This window comes from Xanthomonas sp. NCPPB 3582 (assembly GCF_041475735.2).
Taxonomy (GTDB): Bacteria; Pseudomonadota; Gammaproteobacteria; order Xanthomonadales; family Xanthomonadaceae; genus Xanthomonas; species Xanthomonas codiaei.
The window spans coordinates 1638290-1662310 of the sequence record NZ_CM192968.1; the positions used below are offsets into that span (position 1 = coordinate 1638290).

The following is a 24021-nucleotide window of genomic DNA, read 5'->3' on the forward strand; positions in this document are numbered from 1 at the left end:
GACGTTTCAGGCACATCAGCAATCCAGCAGCGCCGGATGCAGAGCGGCGACGCTCCAAAGCACCCACCCAACCAAAGCCATCCACAAACAACCAGATTCAAAAAAGATCATGCATCCGCCACTTCTCCACGGATGCATGCAGCCGCAGCCCCCCGGATACCGCTTTGACGATTCCCGAATCCCGAATCCCGAATCCCAGCCCCTCAGTCCTGCTCGCGATGAAACGTCGCCACTTCCGGCCAGCCCTGCTCGCGCGCATGCCGGGCCATGCGCTCGGCCATGTACACCGAGCGGTGCTTGCCGCCGGTGCAGCCAAAAGCAATCGTCACATAGCTGCGGGTGTCGTTGCGCAGGCGCGGCAGCCAGGTGTCCAGCAGGTCCACGATCTGCGCGCTGTAGCGCTGCACGTCGGCTTCGTTGTCCAGGTACTCGCGCACGCCGGCATCGCGGCCGGTGAGCGGGCGCAGCTCCGGATCCCAGTGCGGGTTGGGCAGCACGCGCGCATCGAACACGAAGTCGGCCTCGGCCGGCACACCGCGCTTGTAGGCGAACGATTCGAACAACAGCGACAGGCGGTCGTTGGAGCCGAGCGCGAATTCGGTGACCACGCGGCGGCGCAACTGGTGCACGTTGAGCGTGCTGGTATCGATGATGGCATCGGCCTGCAGGCGCAGCGGCTCGGTCAACTGACGCTCGCGGGTGATCGCCTCCGGCAGCGCCAGGCCGAGATGGCTCAGCGGATGACGGCGGCGGGTGTCGGCATAGCGCTTGATCAGCGCCTCGTCGCTGGCTTCGAAGAACAGCAGGCGCGCTTCGATGCCGTATTCCTGGGCGGCCTGGCGCCACTGCGCAAGCTGGGTCAGATCGCTGCGGCTGCGCACGTCGATGCCGACCGCCAGCCGCTGGTCGCCCAGCGGATTGCCGCGCAGGCGGCTCTTGACGAAATCCGGCAGCAGCTCCACCGGCAGGTTGTCCGAGCAGTAGTAGTCCAGGTCTTCGAAGGTCTTCAGCGCGACCGATTTGCCCGAGCCGGACAGCCCGCTCACGATCATCAGCGAGGAGGGCGCAGTGCTCATGGCGTGCGCCGCTCCAGCAGGTTGCTGTGGCGGGCGATGAACATCGCCGCCGGGTCGATGCCCTTGGTGCGCAGGATATGCAGCCGGGTGGCCGCCTCGGTCAGCACCGCCAGGTTGCGCCCGGGCATCACCGGCAGGGTGATCAGCGGTACATCCAGGTCCAGCACGTGGCGGCTGCCGGAATCGCCGGTCAGGCGTTCGTAGCCGGACGGGGTGGGTTCGGTCATCGGCCGGGTCAGGTGCACGATCAGGCGCAGGTACTTGTTCTTCTTCACCGCAGTGTCGCCGAACATGTCGCGCACGTTCAGCACGCCCAGGCCACGCACCTCCAGCAGGTCCTGCAACAGTTCGGGGCAGGTGCCGTCGAGCACGTCGGGGGCGATCTGGGTGAACTCGGGCGCATCGTCGGCCACCAGGCGGTGGCCGCGGCTGAGCAGCTCCAGCGCCAGCTCGCTCTTGCCCGAGCCGGCTTCGCCGGTGATCAGCACGCCGATCGAGTAGATCTCCATGAACACGCCGTGCAGCGTGACCCGCGGCGCCAGCGTGCGCGCCAGGTGGTAGGAGAGGTGGTTGAGCAGTTCGTGGCCGCGCTTGGGCGAGATCCACAACGGGGTATTGGATTCGTCGGCGGCCGCGCGCAGGTCTTCCGGGCACGACTGGTTCTTGCTGATCGCCAGCGCCAGCGGCTGTACCTGGATGATCTTTTCGATGGTTTCCCAACGCTGGCGCGCATCCAGCGAATCCAGCCAGGCCAACTCTTCGGTGCCCAGGATCTGCACCTTGTTCGGGTAGATCACATTGAGGTAGCCGGCCAGCGAAGGACGGCGCGCGTTATTGCTGCCGGCCTGGATCTCGCGGTGCTCGCCCTTCTGGCCGGCGACCCAGCGCAGCGCCAGCTTGTCGCGCTGCTGGTCGAACAGTTCGCGTGCGGTGATGGCGGTATTCATGCCGCGCTGGCCTGTGGCGGCGGGGCATCGGTGAGCAGGGCCATCAGCGCCTCGGCATCCGGCGCGGCGCGCAGTTGCTGACGGAACTGCGCATCGGAGAAGCGTTCGGCCAGTTCCGACAACAGCATCAGGTGTTGATGGGTGTAGTGCGCCGGCACCGCCATGGCGAACACCAGGTCCACCGGTTCCTCGCCGCCGAAGGCCACCGGAGCATCCAGGCGCAGCAAGGCGCCACGGGGCTCGGTCAGGTTGGGGCAGCGTCCATGCGGGATGGCGATGCCGTGGCCGATGGCGGTGCTGCCCAGGGCCTCGCGCTCGCACAGATTGGCGTAGAGCTCGTCGGCGCCGGCCTGGCGGCAGGACAGCAGGTCGGCGGCGGTGTGCAGGACGGTGTCGCGATCGGCGGCCGGCGACACCACGGTGCGCACGGCCGCCATCAGATCGGTTAAGGGCATGAGGGCATCAAGCGGGAAGCGTCATGCGGGATTGTCGCGCACCTCGCGTGCATGGTGGTTACATTTCTTTTCTTTGTGCTTCAGGACCAGACGGTCGAGCTTGTCGACCAGCAGGTCGATGGCGGCGTACATGGTGGAGCCGCTGGCGTCGGCGTGCAGCGTGCGACCGGGAAGGTTGACGGTGGCGACCACATGGTGGTCCGGCTTGCGAACGGCCAGCTGCGTTCGGACTTCGCAGTGCTGGTCGAAATGGCGCTGCAACCGCTGCAGCTTGCTTGCCACGTAGTCCCGCAGGGCGGGGGTCACTTCAAGCTGGTGGCCATACGTCTCGATGCGCATCGGATACCTCCATTGGTCGGTGGGCCAATGAACCGTTCCGGTACTCCGACAAACCCGGCCCAGGCCGGCGTTGCGGTGGTTGCAACGTCAGGCGATGCGCACGCGTTCGTGGGAGGCGGAAATGTTCATGGCCTCACGATACTTCGCGACGGTGCGGCGCGCCACTGGTACGCCGGAAGTTTTCAAAAGATCTGCCAACTTGGCGTCGGACAGCGGCTTGCGGGGGTTTTCTGCCTCGATCAGGCGCCGGATCATGTCCTGGATCGCGGTGCTGGAGGCCTCGCCGCCGCCGTCGGTGTCGATGCCGGAGGCGAAAAACGAACGCAGCGCGATGGTGCCGCGCGGGGTGCGCACGTACTTGCGGGCGATCGCGCGGGAAATGGTCGATTCGTGCAGGCCGAGCTCGCCGGCGATCTCGCGCAGGGTTAACGGCCGCAGCGCCTGCGCACCGAATTCCAGGAACCCGGCCTGGTGCTGCAGCAGGCAGCGCACCACTCGCAGCAGGGTCTCGCCACGCGCCTCCAGGCTCTTGAGCAGCCAGCGCGCCTCCTGCAGCTGGCCGCGCAGATAGCCGGCATCGGACTCGCCGCAGCTGCGGATCAGGCTCTCGTAGCCGCGGTGGATGGTGACCTTCGGTTGTGCGCGGCCGGCCAGCGATGCGCGCCAGACGCCACGCTGGCGCCAGACCACGCAATCGGGCACCACGTAGGTGTCCTGCGACAGCTCGCCGATCTGCTTGCCAGGACGCGGGTCCAGCGAGCGCACCAGTTGCACGGCCTGTTCGACATCGGCGGCCGAGCGCTTGAGCTCGTGCGCCAGGCCGGCCACGCCGCTGCGTGGCAGCCGTTCCAGCGGGCCGGCCACGATCTGCAGCGCCAGCTCACGGCCCGGCGTGGCCGGGTCGAGCACCGCCAGTTGCAGCGCCAGGCACTCGCCCAGCGTGCGCGCACCCACGCCCACCGGGTCGAAGCGCTGGATCTGGTGCAGCACGGTCAGCACTTCGGCCTCGTCCACGGCTGCGCCCAGCGCAAGGGTTTCGAGAATCGCCGACAGCGGTTCGCGCAGATACCCGTCCTCGTCCAGCGCGTCGATCAGGGTGGCGCCGATCTGGCGGTCGCGTGGCGACAGCGGCGACAGGTGCAACTGCCACAGCAGGTGGTCGGCGAGGGTTTCGGATTCGGCAACGCGCTCGGCGGCATCGCCGGAGTCGTCGTCGTCGAAGCTGCCGCCGCTGCCGGTGCCGGACCATTGCAGTTCGTCCTGCGACCAGTCGTCATCGCGCTCGGCCGGTGCGGCGTCCTCGCGCGGGGCGTCCTCGCTGGAGGACGATGCCGAGGCCGGGGGCTCGCTTGCCGCATGCGCGGCTTCGTCGGCCCATTCCAGCAGCGGGTTGGTCTCCACCGCCTCGGCGATCTCCAGTTCCAGTTCGGTGGTGGACATCTGCAATAGCTTGATCGCCTGACGCAATTGCGGCGTCATGACCAACTGCTGTCCTAGCGATGTCTGGAGCCGGGCTTTCATGCGGGCACTGACTGAAGAAAACGTTGGCGCGGCGACGCGCTCAAAGGCGGAAAGTTTCCCCCAGATATACGCGACGGACGTCGGGATTGGCGAGCAGCGCGTCCGGTGCCCCCTGCGCCAGCACGCCCCCCTCGGCGAGGATATACGCGCGGTCGCAGATTCCCAAGGTCTCGCGCACGTTGTGGTCGGTGATCAGCACGCCGATGCCGCGTTCCTTGAGGTGGATGACGATGCGCTGGATCTCGCCGACCGAGATCGGGTCCACGCCGGCGAAGGGCTCGTCCAGCAGCATCATGCGCGGCTTGGCGGCCAGCGCGCGTGCGATCTCGCAGCGGCGCCGTTCGCCGCCGGACAGGCTGGCGCCGAGCTGGTCGGCCACGTGGGTGATCTGCAATTCCTCCAGCAGCGAGGCCAGCTCCTTCTCGCGGCCGGCGCTGTCCAGTTCCTCGCGCAGCTCCAGCACCAGGCGGATGTTGTCGGCCACGCTGAGCTTGCGGAACACCGATGGCTCCTGCGGCAGATAGCCCACGCCGAGCTTGGCGCGGGCGTACATCGGCTCGGCAGTCAGGTCGCGGCCGTCCAGTTCGATCCGCCCGGCATCGGCTTCGACCAGGCCCACGATCATGTAGAAGCAGGTGGTCTTGCCGGCGCCGTTGGGGCCGAGCAGGCCGACCACTTCGCCGGCTTCCAGCGTCAGGCCGAACTCCTTGACCACTTCGCGCTGCTTGTACTTCTTGCGCAGACCGGTGGCGACCAGCATTACTTGTTCCCCTGCGGCTTGGCTGCAGGCTTGGCGGCCGGCGCCGGCGCCGGTGCCGGTGCCGGGGTAGACGCGGCGGGGGCGGCGTTCTTGGGCTGGATGATGGTGCGCACGCGGCTGCCGTCGCCGCCGCTCTGCATGTTGCCGGTCTTGGTGTTGTAGACCATGCGCTGGCCGGCGTTGGTGCCCTTGGGCGAGTCGACCTTGTAGTTGCCGGTCAGGATGATGATCTCGTCGGCGACCTTGTATTCGATGTTGTCGGCCTGGCCGTGCATCATCGCGCCGTCGTCCATCTGCTGCTTGAGCGTGGCCTGCTTGCCGGTCAGTACCACCCGATCGGTCTGGCCGTTCTTCTGGAAGATGTCGGCGGTGTCGGCATGGATCTCCAGCGTGCCCTGGGTGATCACCACATTGCCGCTGAAGCGGCATTTGCCGCTGTCGTCGAGCATGTTGCAGTCGTTGGCATTGGAGTCGATCGCCATCGGCTGGTTGCGATCGCTGGTCTTGGCCATCGCCATCGCAGGCAGCAGCAGCGCGGCAAACGCCAGTTTAGCGGGCAGCATTCGGTTCATAGCGGGTCTTGACCTGGGAAAGAAGCTTGTACTGGCGCGATTTGAGGTCGGCCTCGAAGCCGACCCCGCTTTGCATGATACCCGGCCGGGTCATGGTCACCGGCGCTGCGGTCTTGGCGAGGCTCTGCTGCGGGAACACGTCCAGGCTCTGGGTGCGGAAGGTGGTGGGCGGAGTAGGGCCGGTGGTGGGGCTGTCGCCTTCGACATCGCCGCGCAGCCGCAGTTCGTCGCCCTTGGGGCTGACCCAGCCGGTCTTGGCGCGCAGCGTCCAGGGCTGGTTGGCGTTGTCGGGCAACAGGAACACCGGCGTGGTGATCTCCGAGGTCTGGTCGGCGCGGTTGCGGTGCATTTCCGGCGCGCGCAGCGTCATCGACTCCTTGCCGCTGCGCTTGTCCAGCGCGATCAGCTCGAAGTCGCGCAACACGTAGTCGGCCTTGGACTCGTCCACTGCCGTCTCGACCGGACGCGCGCGCTGCTGCCATGCCGACCAGCCGGACACGACCGCAGCCACGAACAGCACCAAGCCCAATGTGCTCCGCCAGTTCCAGCTCATGCCGAGAACCTGTCGATGATGCCTTCGACCTGGCCTTGCGCGGCCAGCACCGTGTCGCAGACCTCGCGGGCCGCACCTTCGCCGCCGCGGGCGCGGGTATGCCATTGCACGCGTTCGGCGATCCACGGGTGCGCGTTGGCCGGCGCGACCGGCAGGCCGACCGCCAGCAGTGCCGGCAGGTCCGGCAGGTCGTCGCCCATGAACAACACCTGGTCCAGCGACAGGCCATGTTCCTGGCACAGCGCCAGCACCGCGAGGCGCTTGTTCTTGACCCCGATCTGCACATGCAGGCCCAGGTCCTGGCCGCGTTTTTCCGCCGACAGGCTGGCGCGCGCGGTGATCAGCGCGACCTGGATGCCGGCGTGTTCGAGCTGCTTGAGGCCCTGGCCGTCGAGCACGTTGAAGGCCTTGCTCTCGTTGCCGGCGTGGTCGTAGTACAGGCGCCCGTCGGTCAGGGTGCCGTCGACGTCGAAGCAGGCCAGGCGGATCCGCGCGGCGCGCTCGATCAGCTCGGCGGGAAGATGCTGCAGGGGGGAATAGGGCATCGGCACGAATCGGTGGGAACGGGGTCCGGCGGTTGAAAACTGAACCTGTTAAACCACCTTGGCGCGCAACAGGTCGTGAATGTTCAATGCGCCGACCGCGCGCTGCTGTGCATCCACCACGATCAAACCGTTGATCTTGTAGTCCTCCATCAGCCGGGCGGCCTCGGCGGCGAGCTGGTCGGCGCCGATGGTGCGCGGGTTGCGCGTCATCACCTGCGCGATGCCGGCGCTGCGCACGTCGATGTCGCTGTCCAGCGCGCGGCGCAGGTCGCCGTCGGTGAACAGGCCGATCAGGCGGCCGTCATCGTCTACCACCGCGGTCATGCCCAGCCGCTTGCGGCTCATTTCCATCAGCGCCTCGCTGAGGCTGGCGTCTCGGTGTACCCGCGGCAGATCGTCGCCGGCATGCATCACGTCGGTGATGTGCAACAGCAGGCGCCGGCCCAGGCTGCCGGCCGGGTGCGAGCGGGCGAAGTCGTCGGCGGTGAAGCCACGGGCATCCAGCAGGGCGACGGCCAGCGCGTCGCCCATTGCCAGCGAGGCGGTGGTGCTGGAGGTCGGGGCCAGGTGCAACGGGCAGGCTTCGGCGGAGACGCTGACGTCCAGGTGCACGTCGGCAGCCTGGGCCAGGGTGGAGTTCGCCCGCCCGGTCATGGCAATGATCGGGTTGCCCTGGCGCTTGAGCACCGGCAGCAGCATGCGCACCTCGTCCGATTCGCCCGAATACGACAGCGCCAGCACGATGTCGGCCTCGGTGATCATGCCCAGGTCGCCATGGCCGGCCTCGCCAGGGTGCACGAAGAAGGCCGGGGTGCCGGTGGAGGCCAGGGTGGCGGCGATCTTGCGCGCCACATGGCCGGACTTGCCCATGCCGGTGGCGACCACCCGCCCGCGGCAGGCCAGCACCAGCCGGCAGGCCGCGGCGAAGTCGCTGCCGATGCGTGCGCCCACGCTGGCCAGCGCGTCCTGCTCGATCTGGAGCACGCGCTGGCCGCTGGCGACCAGGCTGGCGTCGCTGACGGTGGCAGAAGGCAGGTGCGAGACAGCCATGCGGGAACTCGGGTGAAGAGTAGAATGTGCGCTCATTTTATGAGGAAACGCCCTTTGGACGCCGAAACCATCCGTAAACTCATCGAATCCGGCTTGCCCGAAGCCCGCGTCGACGTGCACGGCGACGACGGCGTGCACTTCGAGGCCACCGTGGTCAGCCCGGCCTTTGCCGGCAAGGCCCCGCTGGCGCGGCACCGCATGGTCTACGCCACCCTGGGCGATCTGATGGGCGGGGCGATCCATGCGCTGCAGCTGAAGACCCTGACGCCCGAGGAAGGCTGAGCGCAGCCGCCGCGCTCGCCATCAGGCGGGCTGGGCCGAAAGCGGTGTGCAGGGCAGGGGCGGTAAGCGGTACGCACCTGTATCGCCTCAGCTGGCGCCGTTCACGCTCACTCAGTAACGGTATCTAGCGCCTACCGGGCCGTGCCCGGCGCCGCTCGCCCCCGGTTCCACCGCGCACTGCGAGTACCACGGTCGGCACGTCCCTCACTTCATTCCCCCGACATCCCTTCTACTTTCGGATTTCTCAGATTCCCATGGCAAAAATCGTAGTGACCGGCGGCCAAGCGCTGCATGGCGAAGTCAATATTTCCGGCGCCAAGAACGCCGTGCTGCCGATCCTGTGCGCCACCCTGCTGGCCGATGCGCCGGTGGAAATCAGCAACGTGCCGCACCTGCACGACGTGATCACCACGGTGAAGCTGCTCAGCGAGCTGGGCGCGGAGGTCACCATCGACGAAGGCACCCTGGCCAAGGGCCGCTCGATCCTGGTCGACCCGCGCTCGGTCACGCACCAGATCGCGCCCTATGAATTGGTCAAGACCATGCGCGCCTCGATCCTGGTGCTGGGCCCGCTGCTGGCGCGCTACGGCACCGCCGAAGTGTCGCTGCCCGGCGGCTGCGCGATCGGCTCGCGCCCCGTTGACCAGCACATCAAGGGCCTGCAGGCACTGGGTGCCGAGATCAGCGTGGAGAACGGCTACATCAAGGCCACCAGCAACGGACGCCTGAAGGGCGGCCGCTACGTGTTCGACATGGTCAGCGTCACCGGCACCGAGAACGTGTTGATGGCCGCGGTGCTCGCCGAAGGCACCACGGTGCTGGAGAACGCGGCGATGGAGCCGGAAGTCACCGACCTGGCCGACTGCCTGATCGCGCTCGGCGCGCAGATCGAAGGCGCCGGCACGCCGCGCATCGTGGTGCAAGGCGTGCAGCGTCTGGGCGGCGGGCACCACGCGGTACTGCCGGATCGCATCGAAACCGGCACCTTCCTGGTCGCCGCGGCAATGACCGGCGGCAGCGTCACGGTGCGCCGCGCACGCCCGGACACCCTGGATGCGGTGCTGGACAAGCTCACCGAGGCCGGCGCCAGCATCACCACCACCAGCGACAGCATCACCCTGGACATGCGCGGCAAGCGCCCGCGCGCGGTCAACCTGACCACCGCGCCGTATCCGGCGTTCCCTACCGACATGCAGGCCCAATTCATGGCGCTCAACTGCGTGGCCGACGGCGTGGGTGTGATCAACGAAACCATCTTCGAAAACCGTTTCATGCACGTCAACGAGCTGCTGCGCCTGGGCGCGGACATCCAGGTGGAAGGCCACACCGCCATCGTGCGCGGCGCCGAACGCCTGAGCGGCGCACCGGTGATGGCCACCGATCTGCGCGCCTCGGCGTCGCTGATCCTGGCCGGCCTGGTGGCCGAGGGCGACACCACCATCGACCGCATCTACCACCTGGACCGTGGTTACGAAAACATCGAGGAGAAGCTGGGGGCGCTGGGCGCGACCATCCGGCGTACCGCATGATCCTGCGCGGACGCTTCACCACCCGGCGCAAGATCCTGCTGGGCGTGATCGTGCTGATCCTGGCGTGGCTGGCCTACGCCTGGAGCGTGGGCATGGCCATCACCCAGGGCGTGGAGTTCAAGGACATGGACTGGAATGGCGACGGCACTGCCAGCCGCGACGAAATCGCGCAGTCGTTCTACGCGGTAGCAGTGAAAAAGACCGTCGAGGGCAAGCGCCATTGCGATCTTTTTTATTGGCGCAAGAATGACGAGCAGATCCGCGTGGACTGCCGCACGGTATTCACGACCGGCGATGACAAGGCCGCAGCAAAGCCCTGATAGGTCGCGGCCCGGTCTGGCTCCGATCGGTGCGTGAAGAGCGGCTGGGCTGCGGCTTGGCCGCAGGGCCCTTGCCCGCCCACCATCGCAGGACACGCCGCAAGTACGTCCCTGTAGGCTCTTATGCGGCATCCATGCCGCATAAGGTCCTGCGACGGTAGGCGGGCAAGGACCAGTCGAGAGGGTCGGTGTGCATCGTAAGAGCAGGCACCGTGCCCTGCAGTTCTGACAAGCAAGCGTCCGCTAATCTCCCAACCCGAGCCGATCAATACGCAAGCCGATCAACGGACAAGCTTTTAAGCAAACAACCGACCAATTGTCTGGTGCGGTGTCCTCGCCGATTGCGGGACCGTGTGGCGGCATGGATGCCGCCACCGAGCCTACAGGGAAGTACTTGCGGCGTGTCCCGCGAGCGGTGAGGGCACCGCGCACTCGACCCACTGGCTCCTTTAAAGCCTTGCGCCTTGGCGCGCTCTTAAAATGGCAGCTGCATCTCGCTCAGCGCAGCGACTTGATGGTCAGGTCCAGCGCGTCCTGGCCCTTTTCCTTCTGCAGCAGACGCGCCGGCACCGGCAGGTCCTTGACCACCCAGGCGATCAGTTCCTTGTCGCCATCCACGCGCGAGACCTTGGTGGCCTGCTCCTGCTTGCCGTTGACGGTGATGGTTTCCTTGCCGATCACCTTGTAGCTCATCGGTTTGATACGGCCTTCGTCCACCATGCGGTAGTTCAACGGTTTGCCGGCGGCCAGGTCGCGGGTGATCGCCAGGTTGATCAGCAGCGCGTCCATGTCGCCGGGCTGCAACTTGACCGGCCCGCGGCGGTCAGGCTTGATGTCGCCGCTCCAAGTGGCCTGGCTGGTCTTCCAGTCGTAGTTGGCGGTGACATTGCGGCGCTTGACCATCATCGAGGAGGTGTCGTTGCTGCTGACCGGGCGCAGCTGGCCGCCGGCTTCCTCGAACACCGTGCTCTGGGTGAGGTTGGCCAACTGGTTCTGGATGGTCAGCGTATAGCGCCACTGATTGGCGCCAGCGGACGCCAGGGTCATGGTGCCGTTGGCCAGCATGCCCATGTAATTGGCGGAGTAGTCGGCCTGGAATGGCTGGACGGCAAACGCCGGCAGGCTGGCCACGGCCAGTGCGGCGGCGGCGATCAGGGCGCTGGTGCGGGGGAGGATCTTCATGGTCAGGTTCCTTGGTATTGGACCAGGCGCAGATCGACCTGATCCTCGTTTTTGTCACGTTGCAGGATGCGCACCGGGGTCGGGACTCCGTTGGCGATCCACAGGATGGTTTCGTTGTCGCCGCTGTTGACGCGGTACACGCGCAAGGCGTCGTAACTCAAGTCGCCGACCTGCACCACCTCGGTGGTGTCTGCGGCGCGGTAGTCGTACTTGCGCACCCGGCCCACGTCGACGTAGCGATAGCTCAGGCTGCGCCCGGGCTGCGCATCTCGCATCAGCGACAGATTCAGCGACAGCGCGCTTTGGTCGCCGGGCTGCAATGGGATCGGTTGCTGGCGCTCCTTCTTCAGATCGCCATCCCACTGCGCGGTGCCGGCCTGCCAGTCGTACACACCGGTAACCTTCTTGCCGAAGAACACTGCCTTGCGCACCGTGCTCTGGCTCAGCGGCACGTAGGTGTCGCCGTCGACGCGGAACACCGTGCTCTGTTCCAGGTTCAGCCCCAGGATGCTGGCGAACCCCTTGCGGCCACGCACCGACATGTCGATACGCCACTGGCTGCCGTCGCCATGGCTGACCTGCATGGTGGCATCGCCTGCCTCCTTGCCGCGGTAGAACGCCTGATAGGTCGCCACGAACGGTTCCAATGGCGGCGGGGTCCAGATGCTGGCGGGCAACGTGGCGGCGGATGCCGGCGCTGCCTGGGACGCGGTAGCTGCGGCGGGCGCGGTCGGCGTGGGCGCCGCAGCTGGCGCAGGCGCGGTGGGAGGCTGCTGCGCGCGACCGCTGCCTGCCGGGGCAAGCAGGGCGATGGTCAACAGCGCGGTGGCGATCGGGGCGACGTTCATGCGCTGATGGTGGGCACGGGGGCCGCAAGGATGTCCGAGACGGGATGAGGAGAATGTCTCCGCATTCAGGTCAATGCGGTATCAGCGGACTCTAGTCGCAGTGGCGTAAACAGGCACTGACCGTCGACGTGGACGGCGTCGCCGTGGATCTGCACGCGGCCAGCGGCGAGCAGTTCCAGGGTGGCCAGCAGCAGCGGATGCTCGCGTGCAAGCACGCGTGCGGCCAGCTGCTCGGCGCTGTCGCCTGGCAGGACCGGCACGCGCGCCTGCGCGATCACGCTGCCGGCATCCAGCTCCGGCACCACCAGGTGCACGCTGGCGCCGTGTTCGGTGTCGCCGGCCTCCAGCGCCCGCGCGTGGGTGTGCAGGCCGCGGTACTTGGGCAGCAACGACGGGTGGATGTTGAGCATGCGCCCGGCAAAGCGGCGCACCAGCGGCTCGCCCAGGATGCGCATGTAGCCGGCGCAGACCACCCAGTCCGGCTGCGTGGCGGCGATGGCATCGCCCAGCGCGGCATCGAAGGCGTCGCGGTCGGCGAACGCGCGTGGGCTGGCGCTCCAGCGCAGCGCCTCATCCACCTTGTGCAGCGCCGGCGCCTGCGAGCGATCGGAAAATACCCCAACCACCTCGGCATGGAGGCGCCCGCTGGCGATCGCATCCAGGATGGCCTGCAGGTTGCTGCCGCGCCCGGACGCGAGCACGGCAAGGCGCAGACGCCGGTCAGTAGCGTGCATTGAACATTGTCCTTACAACGGGGTAGGCCGCCACGCTGCCGAGTGTCGCAAGCAGCATGTCGGCATGCGCGTCCCAAATGTCGCCCTGCTGGCCGTTGTAGGCTTCGGCCGCCTGCGGCGACAGCAGCAGCGCGATGCCCCATTCGAACCATTCGTACACCAGGCTGACGCACATGATGGTCATCACCGTCAGGGCGAAGGCTTGCCGCAGCGTCAGGCGTGGCCATCGCTGCATTGCCAGCTGCGCAATGGCCGGCGTGAAGCACAGCCCGAACAGCAGATGGATCAGCCGGTCGAAATGGTTGCGCGTCCAGCCGAAGGCGGCATTGGGCGACCACTGCAGCCATTGCTGGCTCCAGCTGTCATAGGGCACGTTGGAATACAGCCAGCGTGCGCCAATGCAGTGCATGGCGATGAACACGCAGATGGCCACGAATGCGCCCGTGCCCAGCGGCCAGCGGCGGTCGGCCCACACCAGCGCGATCAGCCCCAGCACCGTCAGCGAACTGTGCAGCGCCTGTTCCACCGGCCACAGCGGTGAGATCCAGCTCACCGAAAAGACCGCGACCGTGACGAGCAATGCCGCCAGCTTGGGACGGCGCCACGCAGGTGTGCTCACGTCGCTCTCAGGTGGCGGGTGCAGCGGCGCCGAACAATGCCTTGACCTGCGGACGCAGCAGCACCACCAGCGTAAACACGCCGACGACGGTGCCGAACGGCATGAACGAGCAGGAGATGCCGGCCACGATCAGGCACAGCAGATGCCGCCTGCGCTGGTCGATGCAACGGCCGGCATAGGCGATGAACCCTGCCAACGTCAGGCCGCAGCAGATGAAACCGGCCGCAAAGACCACGAAAAACCAGCCGAACCAGCGCGGGTCCACCGGCGGCGCATCCGGAGTGGTGGTCTCCATCGGCAGATGGCCGGTGACGATGGCCAGGCCCATGAACAGGTGGATCAGCGGAAACAACGAAAACAGCCCGGTGATGCCGGCCAGCACGTAATGGAAGATCGACAGCAGCTTGAGGTGCTGGATGTCATCGGCGCTGGCCGGCGTCGGCAGTGCAGGTGGGGAAGCGTCCATGCGGGTCTCCTTGGCTCAACCGATCCGCACGCGTTCGTCGCCGTGCGCGGCGACCACCTGGCCGATGCGCCAATGCGCCAGCGACTGCGCATCCAGCGCCTGCTCCAGCGTGGCCGCCTGCTCGGGCGAGGCGATCAGCACGAAGCCGATGCCGCAGTTGAAGGTGCGCCACATTTCGGCATCGGCCACCGCGCCTTCGCGCTGCAGCCAGGCGAAGACCGGCGGCAGCGTCCAGGCGCTGGCGTCGATGTCCAGGCCCAGGCCGTCCGGAACGACGCGGATGATGTTCTCGGTCAGCCCGCCACCGGTGATGTGGGCCATGGCGTGGATCGCCTCGCCATGCGCCTTGAGCAGGGCCAGCACCGGCTTGACGTACAGCGCGGTCGGCGCCATCAGCGCATCGATCAGCCGGGTGCCATCGTCGAGCACATGCTCTGCCGGTGCGCCGGCACGCTCGTAGATCTTGCGGATCAGCGAATAGCCATTGGAGTGGGGGCCGGAGGACGCGATGCCGATCAGCACGTCGCCTTCGCGCACCTGTGCGCCGTCCAGCAGCTGCGATTTTTCCACCGCACCCACGGTGAAGCCGGCCAGGTCGTATTCGCCCGGCGGGTACATGTCGGGCATTTCGGCGGTTTCGCCGCCGATCAGTGCGCAACCGGAGAGTTCGCAGCCGCGCGCGATGCCGCCCACCACCGCTGCGGCGGTGTCCACGTCCAGCTTGCCGGTGGCGAAGTAATCCAGGAAGAACAGTGGCTCGGCGCCCTGCACCAGCACGTCGTTGACGCACATGCCCACCAAATCGATGCCGATGGTGTCGTGCCGGCCCAACTGCTGGGCCAGCTTGAGCTTGGTGCCGACGCCGTCGGTGCCGGAGACCAGCACCGGCTCCTTGTACTTGCCCGACAGGTCGAACAAGGCCCCGAAACCGCCCAGTCCACCCATCACCTCCGGCCGGAAGCTGCGCTTGACCAGCGGCTTGATGCGTTCGACCAGGGCATTGCCGGCATCGATGTCGACGCCCGCATCGCGGTAGGTCATGGGCGAGGGAGTGGAAGGCGTTGGGCTGGTCACGGGCGTGGGTGGCTCGGCAGTAAAGGCGGCGATTTTAACAGCCACGTTGGCGCTAGCGTCCCATTCGGGCAACAATTCACCCGGATACGCTTACGCCATGGAACCGTCGATGCGCCGCAGTCTCGCTTTCTTTCTCGCCCTCGTGGTCGCCATGCCGGTCGTTCCGGCCTTTGCGCAGGCGGACCTGCGCACCGAGGGCGATGTCGCCAAGGCGCAGAGCGCCTACGATGCCGAAGTGCCGGTCAACAGCCAGAGCGAGTCCGATCGCCCCGGTGCCCTGGCACGCGCGCTGGGTGCGGTGCTGGGCAAGGTGTCCGGCGACCGCAGCGTCATGAGCCGCCCCGGCGTGCCGCAGGCGCTGCGTAACGCGCCCAACTACGTCGAACACTACGACTACCGCCAGGATCAGGGCACCTCGCGCACTGGCGCGCCCACCTTCCGCACGACCCTGGTCGCGCGGTTCCGGCAGTCCGATGTGGATGGCCTGATCGCCGCGCTGGGCTTGCCGGTATGGCCATTGCCGCGGCCCAAGCCGGTGCTGTGGCTGGCCATCGACGATGGCAGCGGCCCGCGCCTGGTCGGCGTGGCGCAGGCCAATGCCGCGCGCAGCGTGCTCGACCGCGCCATCGAGCGCGGCTACCGGCTCGGCCTGCCGGGCGGCGCGGCCGCCGAACAGGCGTTGGCCGGCGCGATCTGGCGCAAGGACACCGCCGCGGTGGCGCGCGCCTCGGCCAAGTACAGCCCGCCGATGCAGCTGATCGGCAAGCTCTACCGCAGCGACGCCGGCTGGACCGCCGATTGGGTGTTCGTGGACAACGGCAACGTGCTGTCCAGCTGGACCAGCAGCGATGGCGATGCCCGCCGCGCGATGGCCGCCGGCGCCGATGGCGCTGCCGACGCACTGGTCAAGCGCTATGCCAAGCGGGTGGATTCGGGCGTGCCGGGCGTGTATCGCGCGGTGATCACCGGGATCCACAGCGCCGATGACTATCTGCGCGTGGCCGCTGCCCTGCAGGGCGTGTCGGTGGTGCGCAGCATCCGCCCGGTCAGCGCCAATGGCGATCGCATGGAAGTGGATCTGGAACTGCTCACGGGCATTTCCGGGCTCAACCGTATGCTCGGCGACAACAGTCCCCTAGTCTCGGTATCGGTCCCGACCGAGGGCCCGATCATCCTCGACAACGAGCACGCCGAGTACCGCCTGAAATGACCCTGACTCCCGAAGCCGAAATCGCCATCTTCCTGCGCCGCCTCAAGTGGGCGGCGGTGATCGTCGGCGTGCTGTGGGTGATCTCGCTGCTGGCACCGATCCTGACCCCGTTCGTGCTGGCGCTGCTGCTGGCCTGGCTGGGCGACCCGCTGGTGGACCGCATCGAACGTGCCGGGCGCTCGCGCAACATGGCGGTGGCGCTGGTGTTCGTGCTGGCGACGCTGCTGTTCGTGCTGGCGCTGATGATCCTGGTGCCGATGATCGAACGCCAGATCATGACCCTGATCGATGCGCTGCCGCAGATGCGTACCTGGGCGATCGGCACCGCCATCCCGTGGCTGGAAGCCAAGACCGGCGTGCAGCTGATGGCCTGGCTGGACCCGGAGCGCCTGATCGACTGGATCCGCAGCCATTGGGAACAGGCCGGCGGCGCCGCCAAGACCTTCTTCGGCTACGTCTCGCGCTCCGGCTTTGCGATGGTGACCTGGGTGATCAACCTGGCGCTGCTGCCGATCCTGGCGTTCTACTTCCTGCGCGACTGGGACAGGCTGGTGGAGCGGGTGGCAGCGGTGGTCCCGCGCGCCTATATCGGCACCGTCAGCCGGCTGGCGCTGGAATCCAACGACGTGCTGGGCGGCTTCATCCGCGGCCAGTTCCTGGTGATGCTGGCGCTGGGCGCGATCTATGCCACCGGCCTGTCCATCATCGGGCTCAACCTGGGTTTGTTGATCGGCATCATCGCCGGCTTCATCAGCTTCATCCCGTACCTGGGCGCCACCACCGGCATCGTGCTGGCACTGCTGGCCGCCGTGGTGCAGGCGCAGGGGCTGGACCTGAAGCTGCTGATCGGCGTGGGCGTGGTGTTCACTGTCGGCCAGTTGCTGGAAAGCTACGTGCTCACTCCACGCATCGTCGGCGACAAGATCGGCCTGCATCCGGTGGCGGTGATCTTTGCGGTGATGGCCGGCGGCCAGCTGTTCGGTTTCCTCGGCATGCTGCTGGCCTTGCCGGTGGCCGCAGTGGCCAACGTGTTGCTGCGCTATGCGCACGAGCAGTACACCCGCAGCGATCTGTATGCGGGCGAGCGGGCCGGCATCGTGCTGCAGTCCACGCCCGAACGCAGCGTCATCATCGACCCGGGCAAGGACGCAGACCGGTTGTGAGCGTCCCGCAGTTGCCGCTGGCGTTGCGCGCCCCGCCCGACCAGCGCTTCGACAGCTACATCGCCGCGCCCGAGGGCCTGCTTGCCCAGTTGCAGGCCCTGGCCACCGGGCAGGTGAACGATTGGCTCTACCTGGCCGGTCCCGCAGGCACCGGCAAGACTCACCTGGCGCTGGCACTGTGCGCGGCGGCCGAGCAGGCCGGGCGCGCGTCGGCGTACCTGCCGCTGCAGGCCGCTGCCGGCCGCCTGCGCGATGCGCTCGAAGCGCTGGAAGGCCGCAGCCTGGTGGCGCTGGACGGTGTGGACAGCATCGCCGGGCAACGCGACGACGAAGTGGCGTTGTTCGATTTCCACAACCGTGCGCGTGCAGCCGGCAGCACCTTGCTCTATACCGCGCGGCAGATGCCCGATGGCCTGGCGCTGGTGCTCCCCGACCTGCGGTCGCGGTTGTCGCAGTGCATCCGGATCGGCTTGCCGGTGCTGGACGACGCGGCGCGCGCAGCGGTGCTGCGCGATCGCGCACAGCGACGCGGGCTTGCGCTGGACGAGGCGGCGATCGACTGGCTGCTCACCCACAGCGGGCGCGAACTGGCCGGCCTGGTGGCCTTGCTGGATCGGCTGGATCGCGAATCGCTGGCGGCCAAGCGCCGCATCACGGTGCCGTTCCTGCGGCGGGTGGTGGGAGGCGCGGGACTCGGGACCCGGGACCCGGGACCCGGATAACGCAGAAGCGAGGTGGATCGCGGTGCAGTAGTGTGCCGCGCATGGGTACGCTCCGGTGGATCGGCAGCGGGCAATGCCCACACTCTGGCGCGTCAGCTTTTCTTGGGTCCAGGGACCCAGGGCCCGGACAATGCAGAAGCGAAGCGGATCGCGGATCGCGGTGCCGTGGTGTGCCGCGCATGGGTACGCCCCGGTGGATCGGCGCCAGGTAGCGCCCAGGCCCCGGCGCGTCAGCTTTTCCCGGGTCCCGGGTCCCGGGTCCCGGGTCCCGCCAGCTCCCCCAGCTCCCCCAGCTCCCCCAGCTCCCCCAGCAGGTCGGCCAGCCGCTGCGGCGTGCCCACATCGGTCCAGCGACCGGCGTGATAAAGGCCATCGACCAGGCCCTGCGCCATCTGCGCACGCAGAATCGGCGCCAACGCAAACCGCGGTGCCGTGCCAGTCTGTTCGGGCAATGGTCCGATCACCGATTGCCAGTCGTGCAGCAATGCCGGCCGGTACATGCCAATGCCGGCGTACGTGTGGGTTGCCGGCAGATCCGCGCGCACCTTGCCATCGGCCTGCAGGGCAAAGTCGGCGTTGGCCGCATAGGCAGGCTTGTCGACCAGCACCAACTGCGCCAGCCCGGCTGGTTCGTCGGACAGGCGCGCAAAGTCGAAGTCGCTCCAGATATCGCCGTTGACCAGCAGAAACGGCGCATCGCCCAGCAGCGGCAACGCGTGCAGCATGCCGCCGCCGGTCTCCAGTGGTGTGGCGCCTTCGAAGGAATAGGTCAGGCGCAGGCCGAACGCGCTGCCGTCGCCCAGCACCTGTGGAAATTGCTCGGCCAGCCAGGAGGTATTGATCACCACCTCGTCCACGCCCAGCGCGGCGAGTCTGCGCAGATGCCAGACGATCAACGGCGTGCCGCCGACCGGCAGCAAGGGCTTTGGGGTGCGCTCGGTCAGCGGGCGCATGCGCTCGCCCAATCCCGCGGCAAAGATCAGCGCCTTCATGACGTGGCCTGCGAGGTTCGCGCGGCCAGGGCCGGCTTGATCACCTCGTCCAGAACGCCGATCAATGGCGCCAGCTCGGCGTAGCGCGGCAGCACCTCGTCCAGGTAGGCGATGAAGCGCGGCACGTTGTCCAGATACCAGTGCTTGCCATCGCGGTGGCTCAGGCGCGAGAAGATGCCCAGATTCTTCAGGTGCCGCTGCACGCCCATCCAGTCCGCATCGCGCAGGAATTGCGCCAGCGGCGGAACCGGCAATCCGGCTGCAACGGCGCGCGCATGGTAGCGCTGCAGCCAGCCATCCACGCGGGCGATCGGCCAGCTCACCGAAGTGTCCTTGAACAGGCTGATCGGATCGTAGGCGATCGGGCCGATCACGCAGTCCTGGAAATCCAGCACCGCCGGACCATCGGGTACCGGCATCAGGTTGCGCGGCATGAAATCGCGATGGGTGAACACGCGCGGCTGCGCCAGCGCGTTGTCCATCAAGCGGCGCTGCACCAGCTGCAACTGCTCGGCATGCGCGCAGCCCAGCTGCACGCCCAGGTGCTGGCCCAGGAACCAGTCCTCGAACAAGCCGGCATCGCGCTGCAGCAAGGCTTCGCCGAAAGTGCCGCTATCGGCGGGGGGCGGAATGCGCTGCAGCACCAGCAGTTGCGTCATCGCTCCGTCCAGCAGTTCGTCAGCATTGGCATCGCTCAGCACCTGTGCCAACGTCGGCACGCCCAGGTCTTCCAGCAGCAGGAAACCGGTCTGCAGATCCTGCGCCAGCACCTGCGGCACGCGCACGCCATGCGCGCCCAGCAAGGCCTGCATGCGCAGCCATGGCGCCACGTTTTCCAGCTCCGGCGGCGCATCCATCAGGATGCGATCGGCACCGCGCCCGTTGGTGCGCCAATAGCTGCGAAATCCCGCATCGACCGAGGCGCGTTGCAGGCTGGCATGCGGATCGTCGAGCGCGTGGCGCGCCCATTGCAGGCGAAGCGCGTCGCGCGCGGTCTCTGAAGGCGAAGACATCATGGTTCGTTGCTGCGTAGTGAGTGATGGAAATGCCGCGTTCAGCGCTTGCTGCCGCTGAACAGTCGCAGCAGCGCGAGGATGGCGATGGCACCGAGCAATGCACCGAGGAATCCGGCAGGCTCGCCCGGACGGTACCAGCCCATGTAACGGCCGAACCCGCTCGCCACCACCGCGCCGGCAATGCCCAGCACGATGGTCAGCAGGCAGCCCAGGCGCTGCGTGCCGGGCGTGATGAAACGCGCCAGCAACCCGACCACGAATCCGACCAGCAGGATGTAGAGCCAGCTGTCGCTACCAAACAATGTGTTCATCGCAGCACCAGAGCGAACGGGATCGGCAGACTAGCATTTCGGATGCCGGCCACCCGCGCTGCGCGCACAACGCTGGCGACCTTGATCGAGTACGTGCAACAAGCTGGCGTTCGCGCCGCGCGATTCCGGATGGGATGCAGCGAAACGCTGATTGAAGACGCAGAAGTCGTCGGCAGGAGGGACTATCGGAACAACACCGCCAAAAGTTCCTCTCCCTGCGGGGCCAGAAGGCACAGCTTGCGCGCCACTCGCGCGTGCCTTGGAGCGCCCGCGCCGCGGAGCAGGGTGGGGGTGAGGGGACGGAGTGTGAGAGTTGGGGTATGCCCGCCAGGCACCCGGGCTCCACGGCTTCTCGTCCAAATCCCGAACAACACGGCGCATCCGACGACCCCTGCACCCGACTGCATGCAAGGGCCAACCCCAGGGCTCAGCAGCAGCCGTGCCCGCCATGCCGGGTGCCGCTATCGGCGGCCACCGGCGAGCCGCTGGTCTCCCCGCGCAGGCAGGCGGCGTGATGCTCGGCGATCACCTTCGACACGCAGGCAGTCACCCGCTTGCCCATCGGGATGTGCAGGAACTCGTTGGGCCCATGCGCATTGGAATGCGGCCCCAGCACGCCGGTGATCATGAACTGCGCGCCCGGGAACTTCTCGCCCAGCATGCCCATGAACGGGATCGAGCCGCCTTCGCCCATGTACATCGCCGGCTTGGCGAAGAAGGCCTGGCTGGCATCGTCGATGGCCTTTGCCAGCCACGGTGCCATCGCCGGCGCATTCCACCCCGACGAGGCCTTTTCCAGCTCCAGGCTCACCTGCGCGCCATTGGGCGGGTCGCGCAGCAGGGCGGCCTTGAGCAGTTCGCCGCAGGCCTTGCCGTCTGCCGTCGGCGGCAATCGCAGCGAGAGCTTCACTGCGGTGTGCGGGCGCAGCACGTTGCCGGCCGAGGCCAGCGGCGGCATGCCATCCACCCCGGTGATCGACAGCGCCGGGCGCCAGGTCCGGTTCAACACCAGTTCGGTCAGCTCCTCATGCATCGGCACCAGGCCCTCGACCATCGGGAACTTGTCGAAGATCGCGGTATCCAGTGTCGCCGCTGCCGCCTTGGCCTGGGTCAGCCGCTCGGCGGGCACTTCCACATGCAGGCCGTCGAGCAGGATGCGTCCGGTGGTTTCGTCTTCGATACGCGACAGCAGCTGGCGCAGCAGCCGGAAGCTGGATGGCACCACGCCGGAGGCATCGCCGGAATGCACGCCTTCTTCCAGCACCTTCACGCTGAGGTTGCCGCCGGTCAGGCCACGCAGCGAGGTGGTGCACCACAGCTGCTCGTAGTTGCCGCAACCCGAGTCCAGGCACACCACCAGCGACGGCTTGCCGATGCGCTGGGCCAGGTGATCCACGTAGGCCGGCAGATCGTAGCTGCCTGACTCTTCGCAGGCCTCGATCAGTACCACGCAACGCGCATGCGGCAGGCCCTGGGTCCGCAGCGCCAGGATCGCGGCCAGCGAACCGAAGATCGCGTAGCCGTCGTCGGCACCGCCGCGTCCATACAGCTTGTCGCCGCGCAGCACCGGCTCCCACGGGCCGAGGTCGGCGTCCCAGCCGGTCATCTCCGGCTGCTTGTCCAGGTGCCCGTACAGCAGCACGGTGTCGTCGCCGGACTCGGCGCCGGTGGCCGGGATCTCGATGAAGATCAACGGCGTGCGGCCTTCCAGGCGCACCACCTCGACCTGCATGCCGTCGATGGCCTGCGCCCGCGCCCAGGTTTCCATCAGGGTCACGGCCTGTTCCATATAGCCGTTGGCCACCCAATCGGCGTCGAACATCGGCGACTTGTTGGGGATACGGATGTAATCGACCAGTTGCGGGACGATCTCGCGGTCCCAGGTGTCGCTGATGAATTGGTCGATCTTGGCGCTGTCCATGAAGGCTCCGAATGCGTGACGTAGCAGCACATTCTACGCCCGTGACATGGGGTAGGGATTTCCCTACAAGGCGGCGCGCAGTTCACCGGCTGTGTGAAAAGTTCGTTGGCGATAGGATTGCTGCATGTGGCGCGGGACACTGGCTCCGCCGGCAGGAATGCTGGCTAGGACCATCACCCAAGCCACAAGGAGCGTTGCAATGAAGTCATTTACCGTAGTCCTGAAGTCCCTGCTACTGGCGTTGCTGTTGTCCTCGAATGCGTACGCGCTGGAAAAGGTCGATATCAACACCGCGTCTGCTGAGGAATTGGACAAGGTGCTGACGAATGTCGGGCGATCAAAAGCCGAGGCAATCGTCGAGCACCGTCAGGCAAACGGTCCCTTCAAAAGTGCCGAGGAGCTGGCACTGGTCAAGGGCATCGGACTCAAGACGGTCGAACGGAATCGCGACCTGATCGAAGTGGGGGCCACGATGGCGCCCGCCAAGAAGGCTGCCAAGGGGGCGGCGGTGAAACCGGTGGGGCGGCGTTGAGGGGAAGGGATCCGAGATACGGTTCGACGCGAGGATGCGTGGCCGCAACCTAACTGGACAGGATGTCTGGGGGATGGCTGGAAGCCGACAAGGACGTGGAATCGCCCGGTGTTGCACTTGGATGTGCAGCCGGGCGTTTTTCGTTGGGCGGATCTGAGCCAGACGCAGCGCGGTGCTGCCGGTGGAAAGCGCTGGCCCGGACAGTGGGGGCTGGAACGGCTTGTGGACGTCGAGACGTGGAGGCGTCGATCCGCTTCGGGAGCCTTGGCCCGATGTCGGCGAAGTCGGACAGGGTCTTGTGGCGTGGCAGTGGTGAATGCCTGTGCAGGAGCCAGATCGCAACGCAGGCACGGCGTGCACGGAGCCAGGATTGGGCCGCGACCGGGTATGGCGCTTCGGGCACAATGCGCCGATGCAGCTAACAGACCTGAGCAGCCGGGTGATTCCGGCCAATGAGTACCGCCGGGAGCGGTGGCGCAATCAATTGGGCTGGACGCGCGAGATCCTCCGGTTGGGCGATACGCCGGAATGGGCCTTGCGCCTGTCGATTGCCGAGATCGAGCAAGATGCCGCGTTCTCCGCATTTCCTGGCATCGATCGTGAGCTGGTATTGCTACGCGGCAATGGCATGCGTCTGCAGTTTGGCGATGTTGATGTCGATACCGATACAAGTATCGATGCCGACTCCGACTCCGGCTCCAACTCCAACCCCGACGCTGATGTAGACATCGACACCGACACCGACACCGCAATCCTTGCAGGTGACGGGACCGGTGGTAGTGCAGAGGCGAGTGGGGCGGCGCGTGTCGGCGCACGTTCGGTGGGCAGTGGAGTATTGAGCAGCGCTGGGCATCCTGTTGCGAATCCTGCGCATCGTGGCCGATGCGTCGATGTCATGCCGCCCCATCAACGCGTGCGATTTGCCGGCGAAGATGCAGTGAGCGCGGTGCTGCTGGACGGGCCGACGCAGGATTTCAATCTGATGTGGCGACGCGATCTGTTGCAGGCCGAGCTGCTGCATCGGCCGTTGGTCGGCACCATGCTGTTCTTCGCAGAACCGGGCAGTGCCTGGGCGATCCATCTGCTTGCCGGGCAAGCCAGCTTCGGGCGCGAAAGTGGCTTGCCGGCCATGGCGGCCGGCGATACCGCCTGGCTAAGTGCGTCGACGCGGACCCGCTATGTGCTGGATGGCGGCGGCGAATTGCTGGCGATCCGGGTTGGTGCGGCCGGTAGTGCGTAGCGAGCCGTCGTCGTGTGAGGTTGCGCGCGTGGACCGCGTAGA

General features: G+C 67.1%; 27 protein-coding genes and 2 pseudogenes. 9 read left to right on the forward strand and 20 right to left on the reverse strand.

All coding sequences use genetic code 11. The features are described from left to right. Window positions 1-203: 203 nt before the first annotated feature. From rapZ to ACCQ05_RS06895, 10 genes are all read right to left on the reverse strand, one after another. A complete protein-coding gene (gene rapZ, locus ACCQ05_RS06850) occupies window positions 204-1076 on the reverse strand; it encodes an RNase adapter RapZ (RefSeq protein ID WP_372393319.1) in 873 nt (290 codons plus the stop codon). Further along, entirely contained in the window at window positions 1073-2023 is a 951-nt protein-coding gene (gene hprK / locus ACCQ05_RS06855; RefSeq protein WP_064507316.1) for an HPr(Ser) kinase/phosphatase, read from the reverse strand. The genes rapZ and hprK overlap by 4 nt, the downstream gene beginning before the upstream one ends. Continuing rightward, window positions 2020-2478: a PTS sugar transporter subunit IIA gene (locus ACCQ05_RS06860; RefSeq protein WP_228963922.1), complete on the reverse strand. Its 459-nt coding sequence runs from the start codon at window positions 2476-2478 to the stop codon at window positions 2020-2022. Before ACCQ05_RS06860 ends, hprK begins: the two co-directional genes overlap by 4 nt. Window positions 2479-2499: 21 nt before the next feature. Continuing rightward, window positions 2500-2817, reverse strand: coding sequence for a ribosome hibernation-promoting factor, HPF/YfiA family (hpf, locus tag ACCQ05_RS06865; RefSeq protein WP_011037930.1), 318 nt, complete (start codon window positions 2815-2817; stop codon window positions 2500-2502). Window positions 2818-2904: 87 nt separating this feature from the next. Next, window positions 2905-4338, reverse strand: coding sequence for an RNA polymerase factor sigma-54 (locus tag ACCQ05_RS06870; protein ID WP_506191545.1), 1434 nt, complete (start codon window positions 4336-4338; stop codon window positions 2905-2907). Between the two features lie 40 nt (window positions 4339-4378). Next, on the reverse strand, window positions 4379-5098 hold the full coding sequence (gene lptB, locus ACCQ05_RS06875; RefSeq protein WP_104541860.1) for an LPS export ABC transporter ATP-binding protein: 720 nt from the start codon (window positions 5096-5098) through the stop codon (window positions 4379-4381). Next, window positions 5098-5670 carry a lipopolysaccharide transport periplasmic protein LptA gene (lptA, locus tag ACCQ05_RS06880; RefSeq protein WP_372393321.1) on the reverse strand — a complete coding sequence of 191 codons (573 nt, stop codon included), beginning with the start codon at window positions 5668-5670 and terminating at the stop codon, window positions 5098-5100. The genes lptB and lptA overlap by 1 nt, the downstream gene beginning before the upstream one ends. Beyond that, window positions 5648-6223: an LPS export ABC transporter periplasmic protein LptC gene (lptC, locus tag ACCQ05_RS06885; protein ID WP_372393322.1), complete on the reverse strand. Its 576-nt coding sequence runs from the start codon at window positions 6221-6223 to the stop codon at window positions 5648-5650. Before lptC ends, lptA begins: the two co-directional genes overlap by 23 nt. Further along, complete coding sequence (locus ACCQ05_RS06890; RefSeq protein WP_372393323.1) at window positions 6220-6768, reverse strand: KdsC family phosphatase; 549 nt, start codon at window positions 6766-6768, stop codon at window positions 6220-6222. Before ACCQ05_RS06890 ends, lptC begins: the two co-directional genes overlap by 4 nt. 48 nt (window positions 6769-6816) lie before the next feature. Then, complete coding sequence (locus ACCQ05_RS06895) at window positions 6817-7818, reverse strand: KpsF/GutQ family sugar-phosphate isomerase (RefSeq protein ID WP_228963916.1); 1002 nt, start codon at window positions 7816-7818, stop codon at window positions 6817-6819. Window positions 7819-7872: 54 nt separating this feature from the next. Here ACCQ05_RS06895 and ACCQ05_RS06900 point away from each other — a divergent pair, with 54 nt between their 5' ends. The 3 genes from ACCQ05_RS06900 (at window position 7873) to ACCQ05_RS06910 (ending at window position 9949) form a co-directional block, all read left to right on the forward strand. Further along, window positions 7873-8100, forward strand: a complete 228-nt coding sequence (locus ACCQ05_RS06900) for a BolA family protein (RefSeq protein ID WP_057679285.1) — start codon at window positions 7873-7875, stop codon at window positions 8098-8100. 254 nt (window positions 8101-8354) lie between these two features. Continuing rightward, complete coding sequence (murA, locus tag ACCQ05_RS06905; RefSeq protein WP_228963915.1) at window positions 8355-9629, forward strand: UDP-N-acetylglucosamine 1-carboxyvinyltransferase; 1275 nt, start codon at window positions 8355-8357, stop codon at window positions 9627-9629. Next, the gene (locus ACCQ05_RS06910) at window positions 9626-9949 is read left to right on the forward strand and encodes an EF-hand domain-containing protein (protein WP_372393325.1); all 324 of its coding nucleotides are present in this window, start codon (window positions 9626-9628) and stop codon (window positions 9947-9949) included. Before murA ends, ACCQ05_RS06910 begins: the two co-directional genes overlap by 4 nt. 498 nt (window positions 9950-10447) lie before the next feature. On the opposite strand, the gene ACCQ05_RS06915 is transcribed toward ACCQ05_RS06910, so the two are convergent. The 6 genes from ACCQ05_RS06915 to purM form a co-directional block, all read right to left on the reverse strand. Then, window positions 10448-11131 carry a DUF3108 domain-containing protein gene (locus ACCQ05_RS06915; RefSeq protein ID WP_372393326.1) on the reverse strand — a complete coding sequence of 228 codons (684 nt, stop codon included), beginning with the start codon at window positions 11129-11131 and terminating at the stop codon, window positions 10448-10450. A gap of 2 nt (window positions 11132-11133) precedes the next feature. Next, window positions 11134-11979, reverse strand: coding sequence for a DUF3108 domain-containing protein (locus ACCQ05_RS06920; protein WP_372393327.1), 846 nt, complete (start codon window positions 11977-11979; stop codon window positions 11134-11136). 65 nt (window positions 11980-12044) lie between these two features. Further along, window positions 12045-12713 carry a phosphoribosylglycinamide formyltransferase gene (gene purN / locus ACCQ05_RS06925; protein ID WP_372393328.1) on the reverse strand — a complete coding sequence of 223 codons (669 nt, stop codon included), beginning with the start codon at window positions 12711-12713 and terminating at the stop codon, window positions 12045-12047. Beyond that, window positions 12700-13332 carry a DUF2238 domain-containing protein gene (locus tag ACCQ05_RS06930; protein ID WP_372393329.1) on the reverse strand — a complete coding sequence of 211 codons (633 nt, stop codon included), beginning with the start codon at window positions 13330-13332 and terminating at the stop codon, window positions 12700-12702. Before ACCQ05_RS06930 ends, purN begins: the two co-directional genes overlap by 14 nt. 7 nt (window positions 13333-13339) lie before the next feature. After that, window positions 13340-13798 carry a hypothetical protein gene (locus ACCQ05_RS06935; RefSeq protein ID WP_372393330.1) on the reverse strand — a complete coding sequence of 153 codons (459 nt, stop codon included), beginning with the start codon at window positions 13796-13798 and terminating at the stop codon, window positions 13340-13342. Between the two features lie 15 nt (window positions 13799-13813). Further along, entirely contained in the window at window positions 13814-14947 is a 1134-nt protein-coding gene (purM, locus tag ACCQ05_RS06940) for a phosphoribosylformylglycinamidine cyclo-ligase (RefSeq protein ID WP_372393331.1), read from the reverse strand. 22 nt (window positions 14948-14969) lie between these two features. Between purM and ACCQ05_RS06945 the strand changes: the two genes are divergently transcribed. Genes ACCQ05_RS06945 through hda form a run of 3 tightly spaced genes read left to right on the forward strand, consistent with a single transcriptional unit; the run spans window position 14970 to window position 17967 of the window. Continuing rightward, entirely contained in the window at window positions 14970-16082 is a 1113-nt protein-coding gene (locus tag ACCQ05_RS06945; protein WP_372393332.1) for a DUF2066 domain-containing protein, read from the forward strand. Continuing rightward, window positions 16079-17245 carry an AI-2E family transporter gene (locus ACCQ05_RS06950; RefSeq protein ID WP_372393333.1) on the forward strand — a complete coding sequence of 389 codons (1167 nt, stop codon included), beginning with the start codon at window positions 16079-16081 and terminating at the stop codon, window positions 17243-17245. Before ACCQ05_RS06945 ends, ACCQ05_RS06950 begins: the two co-directional genes overlap by 4 nt. Next, entirely contained in the window at window positions 17242-17967 is a 726-nt protein-coding gene (hda, locus tag ACCQ05_RS06955) for a DnaA regulatory inactivator Hda (RefSeq protein ID WP_372393334.1), read from the forward strand. The genes ACCQ05_RS06950 and hda overlap by 4 nt, the downstream gene beginning before the upstream one ends. A 230-nt stretch (window positions 17968-18197) precedes the next feature. Here the strand turns inward: hda and murU are convergent, their stop codons facing one another. From murU to ACCQ05_RS06975, 4 genes are all read right to left on the reverse strand, one after another. After that, window positions 18198-18959, reverse strand: a complete 762-nt coding sequence (gene murU / locus ACCQ05_RS06960) for an N-acetylmuramate alpha-1-phosphate uridylyltransferase MurU (RefSeq protein ID WP_372393335.1) — start codon at window positions 18957-18959, stop codon at window positions 18198-18200. Then, entirely contained in the window at window positions 18956-19975 is a 1020-nt protein-coding gene (locus tag ACCQ05_RS06965) for an aminoglycoside phosphotransferase family protein (protein WP_372393336.1), read from the reverse strand. The genes murU and ACCQ05_RS06965 overlap by 4 nt, the downstream gene beginning before the upstream one ends. Before the next feature lie 38 nt (window positions 19976-20013). After that, window positions 20014-20286: a GlsB/YeaQ/YmgE family stress response membrane protein gene (locus tag ACCQ05_RS06970; RefSeq protein ID WP_372393337.1), complete on the reverse strand. Its 273-nt coding sequence runs from the start codon at window positions 20284-20286 to the stop codon at window positions 20014-20016. Window positions 20287-20713: 427 nt separating this feature from the next. Then, on the reverse strand, window positions 20714-22207 hold the full coding sequence (locus ACCQ05_RS06975) for a M20 family metallopeptidase (protein ID WP_228964585.1): 1494 nt from the start codon (window positions 22205-22207) through the stop codon (window positions 20714-20716). Between the two features lie 157 nt (window positions 22208-22364). Between ACCQ05_RS06975 and ACCQ05_RS06980 the strand changes: the two genes are divergently transcribed. From ACCQ05_RS06980 to ACCQ05_RS06990, 3 genes and pseudogenes are all read left to right on the forward strand, one after another. Next, on the forward strand, window positions 22365-22739 hold the full coding sequence (locus ACCQ05_RS06980; protein WP_005993268.1) for a ComEA family DNA-binding protein: 375 nt from the start codon (window positions 22365-22367) through the stop codon (window positions 22737-22739). A gap of 412 nt (window positions 22740-23151) precedes the next feature. Further along, window positions 23152-23430 (forward strand): annotated as a pseudogene (locus ACCQ05_RS06985) (HutD family protein); the annotation flags it as partial. 132 nt (window positions 23431-23562) lie between these two features. After that, window positions 23563-23979 (forward strand): annotated as a pseudogene (locus ACCQ05_RS06990) (HutD family protein); the annotation flags it as partial. Between the last annotated feature and the right edge of the window lie 42 nt (window positions 23980-24021).